This is a genomic window from Sphingomonas sp. PP-CC-1A-547 (assembly GCF_003610375.1).
In the GTDB taxonomy this organism is placed as follows: domain Bacteria; phylum Pseudomonadota; class Alphaproteobacteria; order Sphingomonadales; family Sphingomonadaceae; genus Sphingomonas.
Genome location: NZ_RAPZ01000011.1, coordinates 843,465 through 859,174, shown reverse-complemented (window position 1 = coordinate 859,174; position 15,710 = coordinate 843,465). Strand labels below are relative to the sequence as shown.

14 protein-coding genes are annotated in these 15,710 nt (G+C 65.8%); 5 read left to right on the top strand and 9 right to left on the bottom strand.

Annotated features, from left to right (window positions below; genetic code table 11):
• Positions 1–38 precede the first annotated feature (38 nt).
• The 4 genes from C8J39_RS10170 to hppD form a co-directional block, all read right to left on the bottom strand.
• Positions 39–404: a Rieske (2Fe-2S) protein gene (locus C8J39_RS10170; protein ID WP_120300309.1), complete on the bottom strand. Its 366-nt coding sequence runs from the start codon at positions 402–404 to the stop codon at positions 39–41.
• Positions 401–1,045, bottom strand: a complete 645-nt coding sequence (gene maiA / locus C8J39_RS10165; RefSeq protein ID WP_207896946.1) for a maleylacetoacetate isomerase — start codon at positions 1,043–1,045, stop codon at positions 401–403. Before maiA ends, C8J39_RS10170 begins: the two co-directional genes overlap by 4 nt.
• Positions 1,042–2,376, bottom strand: coding sequence for a homogentisate 1,2-dioxygenase (hmgA, locus tag C8J39_RS10160; RefSeq protein WP_120300308.1), 1,335 nt, complete (start codon positions 2,374–2,376; stop codon positions 1,042–1,044). The genes maiA and hmgA overlap by 4 nt, the downstream gene beginning before the upstream one ends.
• Positions 2,377–2,578: 202 nt before the next feature.
• Positions 2,579–3,649 carry a 4-hydroxyphenylpyruvate dioxygenase gene (gene hppD, locus C8J39_RS10155; RefSeq protein ID WP_120300307.1) on the bottom strand — a complete coding sequence of 357 codons (1,071 nt, stop codon included), beginning with the start codon at positions 3,647–3,649 and terminating at the stop codon, positions 2,579–2,581.
• A gap of 79 nt (positions 3,650–3,728) precedes the next feature.
• Between hppD and C8J39_RS10150 the strand changes: the two genes are divergently transcribed.
• Positions 3,729–4,217, top strand: a complete 489-nt coding sequence (locus tag C8J39_RS10150; RefSeq protein WP_165895175.1) for a MarR family winged helix-turn-helix transcriptional regulator — start codon at positions 3,729–3,731, stop codon at positions 4,215–4,217.
• Here the strand turns inward: C8J39_RS10150 and C8J39_RS10145 are convergent.
• Complete coding sequence (locus C8J39_RS10145) at positions 4,172–5,047, bottom strand: LysR family transcriptional regulator (protein ID WP_120300306.1); 876 nt, start codon at positions 5,045–5,047, stop codon at positions 4,172–4,174. The genes C8J39_RS10150 and C8J39_RS10145 overlap by 46 nt on opposite strands.
• Positions 5,048–5,140: 93 nt before the next feature.
• Here C8J39_RS10145 and C8J39_RS10140 point away from each other — a divergent pair, with 93 nt between their 5' ends.
• Positions 5,141–7,249, top strand: coding sequence for a malate synthase G (locus tag C8J39_RS10140; RefSeq protein ID WP_243649861.1), 2,109 nt, complete (start codon positions 5,141–5,143; stop codon positions 7,247–7,249).
• Positions 7,249–7,776 (top strand): gamma carbonic anhydrase family protein, encoded by a 528-nt coding sequence (locus tag C8J39_RS10135; RefSeq protein ID WP_120300305.1) that lies wholly within the window; start codon positions 7,249–7,251, stop codon positions 7,774–7,776. The genes C8J39_RS10140 and C8J39_RS10135 overlap by 1 nt, the downstream gene beginning before the upstream one ends.
• Before the next feature lie 37 nt (positions 7,777–7,813).
• Here C8J39_RS10135 and C8J39_RS10130 read toward each other — a convergent pair whose 3' ends face one another.
• The 4 genes from C8J39_RS10130 to C8J39_RS10115 all read right to left on the bottom strand — a co-directional run bounded on the left by C8J39_RS10130 (position 7,814) and on the right by C8J39_RS10115 (position 13,343).
• A complete protein-coding gene (locus C8J39_RS10130; protein ID WP_120300304.1) occupies positions 7,814–9,148 on the bottom strand; it encodes an OmpP1/FadL family transporter in 1,335 nt (444 codons plus the stop codon).
• A 50-nt stretch (positions 9,149–9,198) separates the two neighbouring features.
• Positions 9,199–9,609: a DUF2147 domain-containing protein gene (locus C8J39_RS10125; protein WP_120300303.1), complete on the bottom strand. Its 411-nt coding sequence runs from the start codon at positions 9,607–9,609 to the stop codon at positions 9,199–9,201.
• Between the two features lie 270 nt (positions 9,610–9,879).
• A complete protein-coding gene (locus C8J39_RS10120; RefSeq protein WP_120300530.1) occupies positions 9,880–12,207 on the bottom strand; it encodes a 3-hydroxyacyl-CoA dehydrogenase/enoyl-CoA hydratase family protein in 2,328 nt (775 codons plus the stop codon).
• Complete coding sequence (locus C8J39_RS10115; protein WP_120300302.1) at positions 12,207–13,343, bottom strand: thiolase family protein; 1,137 nt, start codon at positions 13,341–13,343, stop codon at positions 12,207–12,209. Before C8J39_RS10115 ends, C8J39_RS10120 begins: the two co-directional genes overlap by 1 nt.
• 131 nt (positions 13,344–13,474) lie before the next feature.
• Between C8J39_RS10115 and C8J39_RS10110 the strand changes: the two genes are divergently transcribed.
• On the top strand, positions 13,475–15,160 hold the full coding sequence (locus C8J39_RS10110; protein WP_243649859.1) for a long-chain fatty acid--CoA ligase: 1,686 nt from the start codon (positions 13,475–13,477) through the stop codon (positions 15,158–15,160).
• Entirely contained in the window at positions 15,157–15,549 is a 393-nt protein-coding gene (locus C8J39_RS10105) for a MerR family DNA-binding transcriptional regulator (protein ID WP_120300301.1), read from the top strand. Before C8J39_RS10110 ends, C8J39_RS10105 begins: the two co-directional genes overlap by 4 nt.
• The last annotated feature ends 161 nt before the right edge of the window (positions 15,550–15,710 follow it).

Sequence of the window (15,710 nt, the reverse complement as noted above, 5' to 3'; positions counted from 1 at the left end):
GGGAAGGTGCGCTCCTTTAGCGCAAGTCGCCCGCCGCGTCAGCCTGCGGTGACGATCATCCCGTCGACCACCGCGACCGGCCAAGGCGTCAGTCGCGCTCCCCCGCACGGTCCACCAACGCACGCGCCGCTGTCGATCTCGAACAGAGCGGAGTGCCAACTGCACGCGATCAGGTCGCCACGCGGCGTGAGATAATCGTCGAGCACTTGCGCGAGCGGCAGGCCCATGTGCGGGCATCGATCGACATAGCCGAACACCGCGTCGTCGTTGCGCACTACGAAGCCGTGGAAGCGACCGGCGCGCATCTGGAGCACGAAGTTGCGCGCCTTGCCGTCCGCGATCGCATCAAGCGGCGCGAGCTTGATCCCGCCCGGTGTCGCGTTTAGCCGTTCGCCGTCGCTCATGCGCGGTCGGCATCCGGCTGCCGGTCGGGATGCGCGGCAGCGAAGGCGGGGAGGGCGCGGGCTTTGTCGGCTGCGGCCTTAAGGCGGGGGTAAGGCGAGAGATCGACCGCAAACCGTTCCGCGGAGTAGACCTGCGGGACGAGGTGGCAATCGGCGATCGTCGGTATCACGCCGAACGCGAAGCCATCACCATACCGCGAGATCTGCGTCTCCAGCGCAGCGAACCCATCGCCGATCCAACGCGCGATCCAGCGGTTTACCGCTGCCTCGTCGGCCCCGAACTCGGTCCGCAAGGCGTTCAGGATGCGAAGATTGTTCACCGGATGAATGTCGCACGCGATCGTCGCGGCCATCGCACGGACAATAGCCCGATCGTTGGCGCCAACTGGGAGCAGCGGTGGATCGGGATAGGTCTCGTCGATCCATTCGAGGATTGCGGGACTCTGAGTCAGAACCGCGTCATCAGTGTCCAGCGCCGGCACGAGCCCTTGCGGATTGAGCGCGCGATACCCCGGCTCGCGTTGCGCGCCTTTGCGAAGATCGTGCGTGACCTGCGCATACGCCACGCCCTTCAGGGCAAGCGCGATGCGGACGCGGTAGGCGGTGGTCGAGCGCCAATAGCCGTGCAGCGTCAGGCTCACTTCGGCAGGATCGCCTTGGGGAAATCCGACCAGACCGCGTCGTAATCAAGCTGCGAATGCTCGAGCGCATAGGCGGTCGGCTTGTACGGCCAGCAGCTCTCCAGCATGAACGCCATCGACCCGTCGATCTTGTGCGGCTTCAGGTCCGCCGCGCTCGCACCCTGCCAACTGGCGAGATCCGGCCCGTGGCCCGACATCAGATTGTGCAGCGAGATCCCCCCCGGCGCGAACCCCTCCGCCTTCGCATCGTACGCGCCGGTGATCAGCCCCATCGCTTCGGACATGACGTTGCGGTGGAACCACGGCGGCCGGAACGTGCCCTCCGCGACCATCCAGCGCGGCGGGAAGATCACGAAATCGGCGTTCGCGCGGCCAGGCACGTCGCTCGGCGAGGTCAGCAGCGTGAAGATCGACGGATCGGGATGGTCGAAGCTGACCGTGTTGATCGTGTTGAACCGCGACAGGTCGTAGCGCCACGGCGCGAGGTTGCCGTGCCATGCGACGACGTCGAGCGGCGAGTGGTCGAGCGTCGTGGTCCACAGCGAGCCCATGAACTTCTGGACGACCTCGACCGGTTCGTCGCGATCCTCGAACCAGGCGACCGGCGTCTCGAAATCGCGGGGGTTTGCCAGCCCGTTGGCGCCGATCGGGCCAAGATCGGGCAGGCGGAACAGCGCGCCGTGATTCTCCGCGACATAGCCGCGTGCCTCCCCATCGGGGAGTTCGGCGCGGAAGCGCACGCCGCGCGGCACGAGCGCGATCTGGCCAGGGACGATGTCGATCCGGCCGAGTTCGGTCAGCAACCGGAGTCGTCCGGCCTGCGGCACGAACAGCAGTTCGCCGTCCGCATCCATGAACACGCGCGTCGTCATGTCCGTGTTGGCGGCGTAGACGTGGAGCGCGACGCCTTCGAGATCGGCGGGATCGCGGTTGGCGAGCATCGTCGTCATGCCGTCGATCAAGTCGGTACCAGGGGCGGGCGCCTCGATCGGATCCCAGCGCAGGCGGTTGGGCGCGAGCGGCGCGTCGGTCGTGCCGGGCGCGAACCGCTTGGCGCCGGCATAGCGCTCGAACGGCGGATGCTCGGCGGTCGGGCGCATCCGGTAGAGCCAACTGCGGCGGTTCTCGTGGCGCGGTGCGGTGAAGGCGGTGCCAGAGAGTTGCTCAGTGTAGAGGCCGAACGCGGGGCGCTGCGGTGAATTGCGACCGATCGGCAGCGCGCCGGGGATCGCCTCGGTCGATACGTGGTTGCCGAAGCCGGGCTGATACGCCGTGTCTTCGGTCTGGCCGGCGGTCTCGCCTGCGGCATTGGTCGGCTGGTGGATTGTCATGGCTTCCTCTCCGTCACCTGTTCCGGTCAACACCCGAACCGCCGGCCGTTCAAACTCTTTTCCTGTCCCCTCTTCCTCGGGGAGAGGGAGGGAGACGCGCTATTGCGCGGCGGAAGGGTGAGGGCACGTGCTGGCGTTGCCCGTGCCCTCACCCTCGGCGCTTGCGCGCCTTTCCCTCTCCCCGAGGGAGAGGGCTTAGAACTTACGCATCGACCGTTATGACCCCGCGGCGGATCTGGTCGAGCTCGATGCTCTCGTACAGCGCCTGGAAATTGCCGTTGCCGAAGCCCTCATTCCCCTTGCGCTGAATGATCTCGAAAAAGATTGGCCCGAACATGTTCTCGGTAAAGATCTGCAGCAACAACCCCTCCTCGCCGACATTGCCATCGATCAGGATGCGGTTGCGGCGCAGGCGTTCGAGGTCGTGGCCGTGGTTCGGGACGCGCTTGTCGACCAGCTCGTAATAGGTCTCGATCGTGTCCTGCAGCTTGACGCCGCGGGCGCGCAGCTTCTCGACCGTCTCGAAGATATCGTCGGTGGTCAGCGCCAGATGCTGGATACCCTCGCCGTTGTAATCCTTGATGAATTCCTCGATCTGGCTCTTGTCGTCCTGGCTCTCATTGAGCGGGATGCGGATCGCGCGGTCGGGCGCGATCATCGCCTGGCTGAACAGCCCGGTCGCCTTGCCCTTGATGTCGAAATACTTCTGCTCCTCGAAGCCGAAGATCTGGCCATAGAACTCCGCCCAGGTCCGCATCTGGCCACGCTTCACATTGTGCGTGAGGTGGTCGAGCAAATCGAGGCCGACGTTGTTCTCGGCTTCCGCTTCGGCCGCGCCCGGAACCGCATTCCAGTCGTCGTACAGGCTGCCGGCAGCGCCGTGCTTGTCGACCAGATACAGCAGCGATCCGCCGATCCCTTCGAGTACATAGCTGCCCTCGCCGAGCGCGCCCATGCTGGCATCGGCTGCCTTGGCGCCGCGTGCGAGCGCCGCGTCGAACGCTTCCTTGGCGTCATGGACGCGGAACGCCATGCCGCTCGCCGACGGGCCATGATCCGCGCGGAACGCCGCTGCGTGGCCACCGTCTTCGCGGTTAAGCAGCAGGTTGATCCGGCCCTGCTTGTAGCGCGTGACGGCCTTGGTCGGGTGGGTCGAGGCGGCGACGAAGCCGAACTGCTCGAACTGCGCGGCCATCCGGTCGGGATCGGGCGAGGTGAATTCGGCGAACTCGAACCCGTCGAGACCCATCGGGTTTACGTCCATATGGTCCATGATCACATCCTGACAGTTGGTATCCGTTGTTACCAATCTGGCGGGTTGAACAACTGGTGTCAATCGTTACGATTTCGGTATGGCTGACCGCGCACTCGTCCTGGACGATTTCATCCCGTACCGCCTGTCGATCACCTCGAACCTCGTCAGTGAGGCGGTGGCGGATACGTACGAGGCGCTGTTCGGGTTGACGATCCCGGAGTGGCGGCTGGTCGCTGTGGTCGCCGAGGCTGATGGAATCACGCAGCAGCAGGTCGGCCAGCAGACCCGGATGGACAAGGTGACCGTCAGCCGCGCGGCGATTGCGCTGGTCGAACGCGGGCTGATGCAGCGGCATGCGAACCCGGAGGATCGCCGCTCGCACCTGCTGAGGCTGACCGACGACGGCCACACGCTCTATGCGTCAGTCGCACCGAAGGCGCTCGATCTGGAGCAGCGAATCTTCGCCGGGTTCTCAGGGGCGGAGGTCGAGCAGTTCGTGGCGATGCTGAGACGGATCGATGCGGTGACGATCGACCTCGTTCAAGACTCCCACGGTGGCATCGGCGACCAGAGGCCGCGCAGGTAATCGAGCAGCGCTGTGGTGCCCGACGAAACCGGCCCGCGCGCATGGACTGCATAAATTCCGACGTCCGCAGACCCGGCCAGTTCCGGCAGGATGCGGACGAGGCGGCCGCTCGAAAGGTCCGCGCTGACATCCCATAGCGAGCGTAGCGCGATGCCGACGCCGGCCAGCGTGAGTTCGCGCACCACCTCGCTGGAGTTGGTTGCGACATAGCTCGGTCGATCGATCGTCACGTCGCCATCGGGTCCGGCCAGGCGCCACGGCATCTGGCCTTTCGCTGCAAGCAGGCGGTGTTCCGTAAGATCGGCCGCGTCGCACGGCGCGCTGTAGCTCGGAGCAGCGCAGAGGACGCGACGGCTGTCGGCTAGGCGATGACCGGTCAGACTTGGCGGCACGGCTGGAGCTATCCGGATCGCGAGGTCCAGCCGATCGCCGATCACATCCGAGAATCCGTCCGACAGGTCGAGATCGAGTTCGATCGCCGGATAGGCGTCGAGGAACGGCTTGAGGTGCGGCGCGATGTGGAGGCGACCGAACGACGTAGGTGCGCTGACCCGTAGTGGTCCGGCCGGCGTATCCGTACGGTCCGACACGCGCGCCTCCGCGTCGCGGATCGCGGCGAGGATCTCGACCATGTCGCGGTGATACGCGGCGCCGCGTGCGGTGAGGTCCAGCCGGCGCGTCGTGCGGTTGAGTAACCGCACGCCCAGCCTGGCCTCCAGCCGCGCGATGCGTTTCGACACCATCGCTGGCGAGATACCCATGGAACGCCCCGCCGCGCTGAGGCTGGCGGTGCGGACAACTTCGGCGAAGAGGACGATGTCGGGATCCATTCGTTCTCCAGGCGATCAACAGCTTTCGGTTTATAGTGTCTAGTGGCGAAGGTGGCGCGCGTCTATCGTGCCGGCAGAGCATAGGAGAGCAGCATGGCCAAGATGATCGAAAAGGCAGGCCTGAAGGTCGCCGCATCGCTGGTGGACTTCATCGAGACGCAGGCGTTGCCTGGGACGGGTCTCGATGCAGCGCCGTTCTGGCGGGGCGTGTCCGATATTTACGCCCGCTTCGCCCCCGAGAATGCCAGACTGCTGACCGTCCGCGACGACCTCCAGGCTAAGATCGACGCCTGGCACGAAGCCGGCGCCGGCAAGCCGATCGAGCAGGCCCAGTACCAGGCGTTCCTGCGCGAGATCGGCTATCTGGTCGACGAGCCGGCGCCGTTCGCGGTCGCCCCGACCAACGTCGATGCGGAGGTTGCCTCGCTCGCCGGCGCGCAGTTGGTGGTGCCGATTCTCAACGCCCGCTTTCTGCTGAACGCGGCGAATGCAAGGTGGGGAAGCCTGTACGACGCACTCTACGGCACCGATGCAATTCCGGGCACGGCGTCCGGCAAGGGCTACGACGCCGCCCGAGGCGCGCAGGTAATTGCCTGGGCGAAGGCCTTCCTCGACGATGCCGTGCCGTTGGCGAACGGTTCGTGGACCGACTGGACCGGCGGCACGCCTGAGCTTGCCGATCCTAGCCAGCTCGTTGGCCATGCCAACGACAATATCCTCTTGCGTCACAACGGCCTGCACATAGAACTGGTAATCGACTCTCAGCATCCGATCGGCCGCGACGATCGCGCAAACCTGGCCGACGTTGTGCTCGAATCCGCGCTCAGCACGATCGCCGATCTCGAGGACTCGATCGCCGCCGTGGATGCCGACGACAAGGTCGCCGCCTACGCCAACTGGCTCGGGCTGATGAAGGGCGACCTGACCGCCAGCTTCGACAAGGGCGGCCGCACGGTTACGCGGGCGCTCGAACCGGACCGACAGTACACCGCCCTCGATGGCAGCGCGTTCACGCTCCCCGGCCGCAGCCTGATGTTCGTGCGCAACGTCGGACACCTGATGACCACGCCCGCGATCTTACTTGCCGACGGCAGCGAGGCACCCGAAGGCATCCTCGACGGCATCGTCACGTCGTTGATCGCGCTGCACGATCTGAAGGGCGCGGGCGCGATCCGCAACAGCCGCGCGGGCTCGATCTACATCGTCAAGCCGAAGATGCACGGCCCCGACGAAGCCGCCTTCACCAACCGGCTGTTCGATGCGATCGAGGATCTGCTCGGGCTCGCGCGCCACACGATCAAGGTCGGCGTGATGGACGAGGAGCGCCGCACCTCCGCCAATCTCGCCGCGTGTATAGCCGCGGTCAAGGACCGCGTGGTGTTCATCAACACCGGCTTCCTCGATCGCACCGGCGACGAGATGCACACCTCGATGCGTGCCGGCCCGATGATCCGCAAGGGCGACATGAAGGCCTCGTCGTGGATCAAGGCGTATGAGGATCGCAACGTCCAGATCGGGCTCGCCTGCGGGCTCAGCGGCAAGGCGCAGATCGGCAAGGGCATGTGGGCCGCGCCGGACCGGATGGCCGACATGCTCGAGCAGAAGATTGCGCATCCGATGACCGGCGCGAACACCGCTTGGGTGCCGTCGCCGACCGCCGCGACGCTCCACGCGACGCACTACCACCGCGTCGACGTGTTCGCGCGACAGGCGGAGCGGAAGGCGGAACCCGTCGCGTCGCTCGATGCTCTGCTGACGATCCCCGTCGCGGCCGGCCACAACTGGCAGCCGGACGAGGTGCGCGAGGAGCTGGAGAACAACGCGCAGGGGATCCTCGGCTATGTCGTACGCTGGGTCGACCAGGGCGTCGGCTGCTCGAAGGTGCCGGACATCCATGACATCGGCCTAATGGAGGATCGCGCGACGCTGCGGATCAGTTCGCAGCACATGGCGAACTGGCTGCTCCACGGTATCGCCACCCCCGACGAGGCGGATGCAGCGCTGCGACGAATGGCGGCGAAGGTCGATGCGCAGAATGCGGGCGATCCGCTCTACCGGCCGATGGCGGGCCATGAGGACGAGAGCCTCGCGTTCCAGGCCGCCAGCGCGCTCGTGTTCGATGGCCTGACGCAGCCGAGCGGTTATACCGAGCCGCTGCTCCACGCGTTCCGCGCGCGGGCCAAGGAAAGGGACGCCGCCTGATGCCACTCTATGCGATCGAGGGTAGACGACCGATGCTGGCCGACGACGTCTGGGTCGCGCCGTCCGCCGACGTGATCGGCGACGCGCGGCTGGGGGAGGGGGCTAGCGTCTGGTTCGGGGCGGTTATACGCGCGGACAATACGCCGATCTTCGTCGGCCCGCGGACCAACATCCAGGAGGGCGCGATGCTGCACTCCGATCCCGGCGCGCCGCTGACCATCGGCGAAGGCTGCACGATCGGCCATCACGCGATCCTTCACGGCTGCACGATTGGCAACAACGTCCTCGTCGGGATGGGCGCGACGATCCTCAACAACGCGGTGATCGGCGAGAATTGCCTGATCGGAGCGAACGCGCTCGTGACCGAGGGGAAGGTGTTTCCCGCGGGGAGCCTGATCGTCGGTTCGCCGGCCAAGGCGGTGCGCGAACTCTCCCCGGAAACGATCGTCGGACTGAAGATGTCGGCTGCAGCCTATGCGGCCAAGCAGCGCGTCTATGCCGAGGGCTTGAGGTTGGTCGAGGTATAGATCCTCCCCCTGGGCGGGGGAGGATCGTGAGGCGTTTTTAGAAGCTCAGCCGGCCACCGAGCGACAGCACGACGGCGGACGCATCGCGCAGTGCGCCCGAGGTCAGGATGTTCGTCTGTGCGGCGGTCCCGACATAGGCCGCCGTCCTGCGGTCGATCGTGGTGTTCTCGAAGTCGACGTATTGCGCGGCGGCATCAAGCGCGATGCGCGAGGTCAGCTGGTACGACCCACCCGCCGCATAGGTCCAGCGGTCGGCGTCGGGTACGCGGGCGTCGCGCAAGCCGTCCTGCGTCGGCGTCTTGGTGCGCTGGACACCCGCGCGGATCGTCGCCTTGGGGGTAACGGCGTAGTCGAAGCCGCCCGCGAGGCTCCAGCTGTCCTGGTAGTTTTCGGGGATCGCGGTGTTCAGCGGGGCGCCGAGATCGATCGTGTCGAACTTGCTCCAGTTATACGCGACGACCTGTGCGTTGAGCGTCAGCGCGTTGGTGGCACGGATGCGGCCAGCGACGATTACCTGGCCCGGCGTGTTGAAGCTCGCCTTGGCGCCGTCGATCGAGACGTTCGAGCTTGCCAGCGGGCCGACCAGCCCGGTGATGTTCAGGCTGCCCTTCAGATTGTGGCGGATGCTCGACTTGTAGCTGACGCCGACGGTCGCGAAGTCGTTGTGCAACTGAACGCCTGCGGTCCAGCCGAAGTCCCAGCCGTCACCCTTCAGTTCCTGGAAGCCGTCGGGCAGCGCCGCGGACAGGTTGGGAAGCGCGTTGTTGAGCGTCGCGTCGGTATATTCGACGTTCAGCGCACCACCGACGCGCAGCCAGTCGGTCACTGCAACGCCGATCGAGGGCTGAATGTCGATCGTCCGCAGCCGCGTCTTGTCCGCGCTGTAGCGTGCCCAGCTGTTGGCTTCGTAATTGGTGGTGAAGCTGAACGGCGACGTTACCGCCACGCCGATCGCGATCCGGTCGGTCAGCGGATAGGCGATCGCGCCCGACGGAACGACGCCCTTGTTGATCGGATCGCTCGAGGTGCCGTTGCCGCCGACCGGCACATAGTTGAACCCGGTTGGCCGGCCGGTCGTCGGCGAGAAGGTCGGGCGACCGATGAGCGTGCCGGTATCGACGACGTCGCCCTTGGGCAGGATCGCGCTTGCGCTCAGCGTCGCGCTGCCGTCACGGATGCCGGCGATCGCGGCGGGATTCCACCACAGCGAGTCAGGGCCGGTATCGGCGCCTTCACCCGAGAATGCGCGACCGGCGCCACGCGCGGACTGCGCCTGGAGATAGAAGGCGTCGGCGTAGGCTGTGCTGGCGAAACCGAAGGCGGACACGAGCGCGGATACCGCGAGAAGCGGAGCTTTGGTGCGAAACGTCATGGATAAGATCCTGAAAGCTATACTGATAATAAGGAGGTGGAAGCCGCGCCTCAGCGCACGCGCGTCCAGGTCTGGGTCTTGCAAAGCGGGAAGAAGACGCAGCCGCGCAAGTTCAACTGGTTCGCACCGAGCGGCGTGATCTTGCCGCTATAGGTCTTGCCGTCCTCGGCATTGTAGACTTGGCCACTGCTCCAGACACCGTCCGAGTCCGACTTGAAGCCGCTGAGCATCTGCAGGCCCTGGATCGGGCGATTGCGCAGCGCGGTGTTGGAATTGTTCGCGTCCTTCATCGAAGGATTGGCGCGCAGCGCGTCGGAGGTGAGGATCTTGCCGCAGATCGAAGGGCCGCAATGAGCGATCTCGACGATGGCGTTGTGAGTCTCGGTCTTCCAGCGGCCGATGACGGTCTCGGGCGTGGCGGACGCGCCGGCGAGCAGGGCGGTGGCGATCAACAGGGACATCTTCTATCCTCTCCTAGTGTCGTTGGGCGCGCCGTATGCGTACGGTCGCTAAAATCTCGTAAAGTCGGCGACGTTACCGCGACCTTGTTGCCGTATACGGCAGTTATTGGTCCCGACTAGAATTGTACGAAGACAAGTCAAGTCTTCTTACTGATTTCCGGCGGTGAAAAAGTGTTCACATGCACGGTGTGCCCCCGCGCAGGCGGGGGCCCAGGATCACGAACGCAGCGCTGCTTGAGCCTGGGCCCCCGCTTGCGCGGGGGAACAGTCTTAGTTCCGCAGTGGCTTGCCGGTCTGCAGCATGTGCACGACTCGCGCTTGCGTCCGCTGATCCTTCACGCTCGCCATGAACGCCGCGCGCTCCAGGTCGAGCAACTGGTCCTCGGTCACGGTGTCGACCAGATCGGCCTCGCCACCGGTCAGCACCTCGGCGAGGCGATCCGCGACGACGAGGTCGTAGTCGGTCGCCATGCCCTTCTTGTGGAAGTCCGAGACCGCCATGTTGAGCCCCGTCCGCCCGCTCGCGCCTGCTAGGCGGAAGGTCGGCTTCTCAGGCGGCGCATAGCCCTCGACCAGCGACAGCGCCTTAGCCTTCGCATCCGCGAGCAATCGGTCGCGGTTCATCGTGATGCCGTCGGCCTTGCGCAGGATCATCATCTCCTTCGCCTCCGCCGCCGACTTGGCGACCTGCGCGGTGGAGACCGCCTGGAACACCTTGGTCAGCACCGGCATCGGTCCGTTCGGCAGCGTGCGCGACTTGGTCCAGCGATCGAGCATCTCGCCATTGCCGCCCCAGCCCGGAACCAGCCCAACGCCGCACTCGACGAGCCCTGCATAGGTCTCGGCATGCGCCTGCACCGCGTCCGAGTGGAGCAGTATCTCACACCCGCCACCTAGCGCGAGCCCGGCGGGTGCGCTGACGACCGGGAAGGGCGCGTATTTGAGCGCCTTGTACGCCTGCTGCCCGCCTGCGACGCTGGCCTCGACCATGTCCCACAGGCCCGCGCCGACCGCGAACATCGCCGCGCCGAGGTTCGCGCCCGCCGAGAAGTTCGACGCCTCATTATACACCACCAGCGCCTTGAAGCGCTCGCGGACGACTGGGATCGCCTCGTTGATCAGCGCCACGACCTGATCGTCGAGCGCGTTCATCTTGGTGTGGAATTCGAGTGCCGCGACGCCGTCGCCGACATCCCAGAGCGACGCCGACAGGTTCGTGAGGATCGGCTGCGAACGGAGCTTGATGTCCTCCAGCAGCTCGACACCGTCCGCGCGCGGCACGTCGGCATACTCACCGGTCGCGGTAAGATACTGACGCTGGCCGTTCTCGACGCGGTAGAATGGACGATCGCCCGCGGTCGTCAGGATAGCAGGAACGTCGCGACCTTCCTCGGCGAGGCGCGCGGCGAGCACGCCGGGACCCATCCGGTCGATCAGCTCGAACGGACCGTATTTCCAGTTGTAGCCGAGCTTCATCGCGTCATCGATCGCGACGACATCGTCCGCCGCCTCGCCGACGAGCATCGCCGCGTAGGACAGCACACTGCCGAGAATCGTCCACGCATAGGTACCGATCTTGCCCGGCTCCGCGATCAGCGCGGCGAGGTCCTTGCCGGTCTTGCCGGGCAACTCAGTCGGCTTGGCTTCCGCACGATATTCACCAGTTGCGAGGTCCAGCGACAGCTTGGTGCGTGTTGCCTTGTCGAAGCGGTAGAACCCGCCCTTGCCCTTGCGGCCGGTGAACCCTTCCGCAATCATCTTGTCGACCAGCGGCAGCGGGCGGACCGTATCGAAATACGGATCGCCAGCGGGCAGCGTGGACGACAGGCTCTTCGACAGCAGCGGCATCAGATCGACGCCGACGAGGTCGACCAGCCCGAAGATCCCGGTCTTCGGCACGCCCATCGGACGGCCACCGATCTGGTCGGCTTCCTCGACGGTCAGCCCCTGGTCCATCGCCGCGTTGATCGCGATCGCCAGCCAGTATGTGCCGATGCGGTTGGCGATAAAGCCCGGCGTGTCCTTCGCGCGGACGATCCGTTTGCCCATGAAGCGATCGACGAAATCTTCGACTTTCTCGGCGACCGCGACGTCGGTTGCCACGCCGCGGACGATCTCGACCAGCCGCATGTAGCGCGGCGGGTTGAAGAAGTGCGTGATCAGGAAGTCGGCCTTGAATTGGTCCGAGCGCCCCTCGACGAGGTTGCCGAGCGGGATCGTCGAGGTGTTCGACGACACCGCGGTGCCGGGACGCTTGAGCGCCTCGAGCTTGGCGTAGAGCGCCTGCTTGATGTCGAGCCGTTCGACGATCGCCTCGACGATCCAGTCGCACTCGGCGACGCGACCCAGATGATCGTCAATGTTGCCCGTCTCGACCAGCTTGGCCGCGCGCGTCGACATGAAGGGGGCAGGGTCGGTCTTGAGCATCTTGGCGACCGCGCCCTTGGCCACCGCATCGCGGTCGCCGCCCTCGGGCAGGTCGCGCGGCACGATGTCGAGCAGCAGCACCGGGATGCCGGCATTGGCGATCTGCGCGGCGATGCCCGCACCCATCACGCCCGCGCCGATGACGCAGACCTTATTCACAGCGTCGACCATCATGCGCGCTCCAGCACCGTAGCGATGCCCTGACCGCCGCCGATGCACTGGGTCGCCAGCGCATAGCGGCCGCCCTCGCGCGCCAGCAGCGCGGCCGCCTTGCCGACGATCCGCGCGCCGGTCGCGCCGAGCGGATGACCGATCGCGATCGCACCGCCATCGAGGTTGATCGTCTCGTCCTTCAGGCCGAGGTCGCGGATGCAGGCGATCGCCTGGCTCGCGAACGCCTCGTTGATCTCGACCACGTCGAGGTCCGCGACGGTGATTCCGGCCCGCTCCAGCGCCTTCTTCGACGCACCGATCGGGCCGAGCCCCATCGTCTCGGGCGCGCAACCCGACACGCCGATCGACTTGATCCGCGCGAGGATCGTCAGGCCGTGCTTCTTCGCGAATTCCTCGGAAGTCACCAGCACCGCAGACGCGCCATCGGTCAGCGGCGACGAGGTGCCCGCGGTCACCGAGCCATCCGCGCTGAACGCGGGCTTCAGGCCGGCGAGCGCTTCGGTGGTCGTGCCGGCGCGGATCGTGCCGTCCTGGCTGACCGGGCCTGCCTTGGTCTGGATCGTCACGATCTCGTCCGACAGCCGGCCATCGGCGCGCGCCGCGGCGGCCTTGTCCTGGCTCTTCACCGCGAACGCGTCCTGTTCGGCGCGCGTGATCTGATAGTTGCGCGCGACGTTCTCGGCGGTCTCGCCCATGCCCATGTACGCGCCGGCGCTCTTCTTCGCGAGCTCGGGGTTGGGGAGGGGGTTATAGCCGCCCATCGGCACGCGGCTCATCGATTCGAGGCCGGCGCAGATGAACGCCTCGCCTGCGCCCACCGCGATCTGGCCGTAGGCGATGTGGATCGCGCTCATCGACGAGCCGCAAAAGCGGTTGACCGTCATACCGCCGACCGAGATCGGCAGGTCGGCGATCTGTGCGATCAGCTTGGCGACGTTGAGACCCTGCTCGCCTTCGGGGAACGCGCATCCGAGGATGATGTCCTCGATCTCGGCCGGATCCACGCCGGTCTTGTCGAGCAACCCGCGAATCGTCTGCGCGGCGAGATCGTCCGGACGGACACGGGCGAGTTCGCCCTTGCCGGCGAGGTGGAACGGCGAACGGGCGTACCCGGCGATGACGACGTTGGTCACGATGATCCTCTCATATTGCGGTCGACCCGGTTAACGCTTGCGGGTTACCCTTAAGGTGCGATACCTCACCTTTACGTCAAGGTGAAGCGGCCGACAATATGGCTTACGCACACTGAGCAATGGAGAGCGAGATGCAGGACACTTTCGGGGGCAAGGCGATCGGCGTCCCGTTGCTGGGCGAGCCGCGGCTGCTGGGCGACATGCTCGACCTGTCGGTGCGGCGGTTCGGATCACGCAACGTGCTCGATTTCATGGGCCGGACGCTGACATATGCCGAGCTCGGCGAGTCGGTAGGTCGGGCGGCGCGGGGACTCCAGGACATGGGCGTCGTGAAGGGGACGCGCGTCGCGCTGTGCCTGCCGAACACGCCCTACTATCCGATCCTGTTCTTCGCGATCCTCAAGGCGGGCGGCGTCGTCGTCAACGTCAACCCGCTCTATGTCGAGCGCGAGCTTGCGCATCTGCTCGAGGATTCGGGCGCGACGATCATCGCCACCTGCGACATCACCGAGATCCACGCGCGCGTGCTGAAGGTCGCGGGGCAGATGGGCGTGAAGCACGTCATCACCTGCCCGATCGCCGGTGCCCTGCCGACGCTGAAGTCGATTGCTTACCGCATTTTCAAGCGCGCCGAGATCGGTCGGGCACCGACTGACGCACGCCATTCCACGTTCGACGCGCTGCTCAAGGCGAAGGGTGGGCCGTCCCCCGTTACCGTTTCCCCTGACGAGGTTGCGGTACTGCAGTATACCGGCGGGACGACCGGCGAGCCCAAGGCGGCGATGCTCAGCCACGCCAACCTCGTCGCGAACGCGGATGCGATGGTCGTGTTCGTCGGGGGCGAACAGCCGCACCAGGACCGCGTGCTCGGCGCGCTGCCGCTGTTCCACGTCTTCGCACTGACCACCGTGCTGACCTACTCGATCCGCACCGGCGCAGAAATGATCCTGCTGCCGCGCTTCGAATTGCAGCAACTGCTCAAGACGATCGACCGGACCAAGCCGAGTTATTTCCCCGCGGTGCCGACGATCTACGCGGCGATCACCACGGCGGCGGAGACGCAGAAGATCGACCTGTCCTCGATCCACGCCTGCATCTCGGGTGGCGCACCGCTGCCAGCGGAAGTGCGGATCGCGTTCGAGGCCGCTACGGGCTCCAAGCTGGTCGAAGGCTATGGCCTGTCAGAAGCCTCGCCAATCATCACCTGCAACCCGATCGACGGGCTGATCAAGCCGGGTTCGGCGGGCTTGCCGTTCCCAGGCACCACGATCGAGATCCGCGACCGCGAGGACCCGACCCGGCTGTTGCCGGTCGGTGAGAATGGCGAAATATGCGCGCGGGGGCCGCAGATCACACAGGGCTATTGGCACAAGCCTGCCGCCACCGCTGACCTGTTCGCGGATGGTGCGCTGCGCACCGGTGACGTCGGGCATCTCGACGCGGACGGCTATTTGTTCATCGTCGACCGGATCAAGGACCTGATCCTCGCCGGCGGCTACAACGTCTATCCGCGCGTGATCGAGGAGGCCTTGTACGAACACCCCTCCGTGCTCGAAGCCGTCGTCATCGGCGTACCCGACAAATACCGCGGCCAGGCGCCGAAAGCGTTCGTCGTGCTGGCCGAAGGTACGGTCGCTACCCCGCTCGAACTGCGCGATTTTCTCCGCGACAAGATCAGCAAAATCGAGCTTCCCCGCGAGGTCGAAATCCGCGACAGTCTCCCCAAGACGCTGATCGGCAAGCTATCCAAAAAGGAACTTGTCGCTGAAGAGACCGCAAAGGCGGCGGCGTTGGAGGCGAGGGGAGTGGACGCGTGAACGACCGACAGGACGATCTTACCGGCATACAGGAAGTCTCGCGCATGCTCGGCGTGAGCGCGCGAACGTTGCGGTTCTACGAGGACAAGGGGCTGATCGAGCCCTGCCGGATCGGTACGACACGGGTCTACACGCGGCGCGAAGTCGCCCGGATGCAGTTGATCTTGCGGGGGAAACGGTTGGGTTTCACGCTGCGCGACATCGAGGAGTTCCTCGACCTCTACGACGCCGACCCGCAGCATGTGGAACAGATGCGCGCGCTGGCCGAACGGTGCCGACAGCGGATCGACCTGCTCGACGCGCAACGCGAGGCGATTGTCCAGACCCGCGACGAGCTGGAGAAGATCGAGCAGGAGGCGCTGGCGCGCATCCCGGCTGGGACCGTCTAAGGCTCGCGACTGCTCGTTAGAGACACGTGGCATGCGTTTGAAGACGACGCCATTTGACGAGAATGCGCCACCCCGGCGAAGGCCGGGGCCCAATTGGGAAAGCCGAGGTAACGAAGCACAGCGCTAATGAGCGACGTTCCCCAACTGGACCCCGGCCTCCG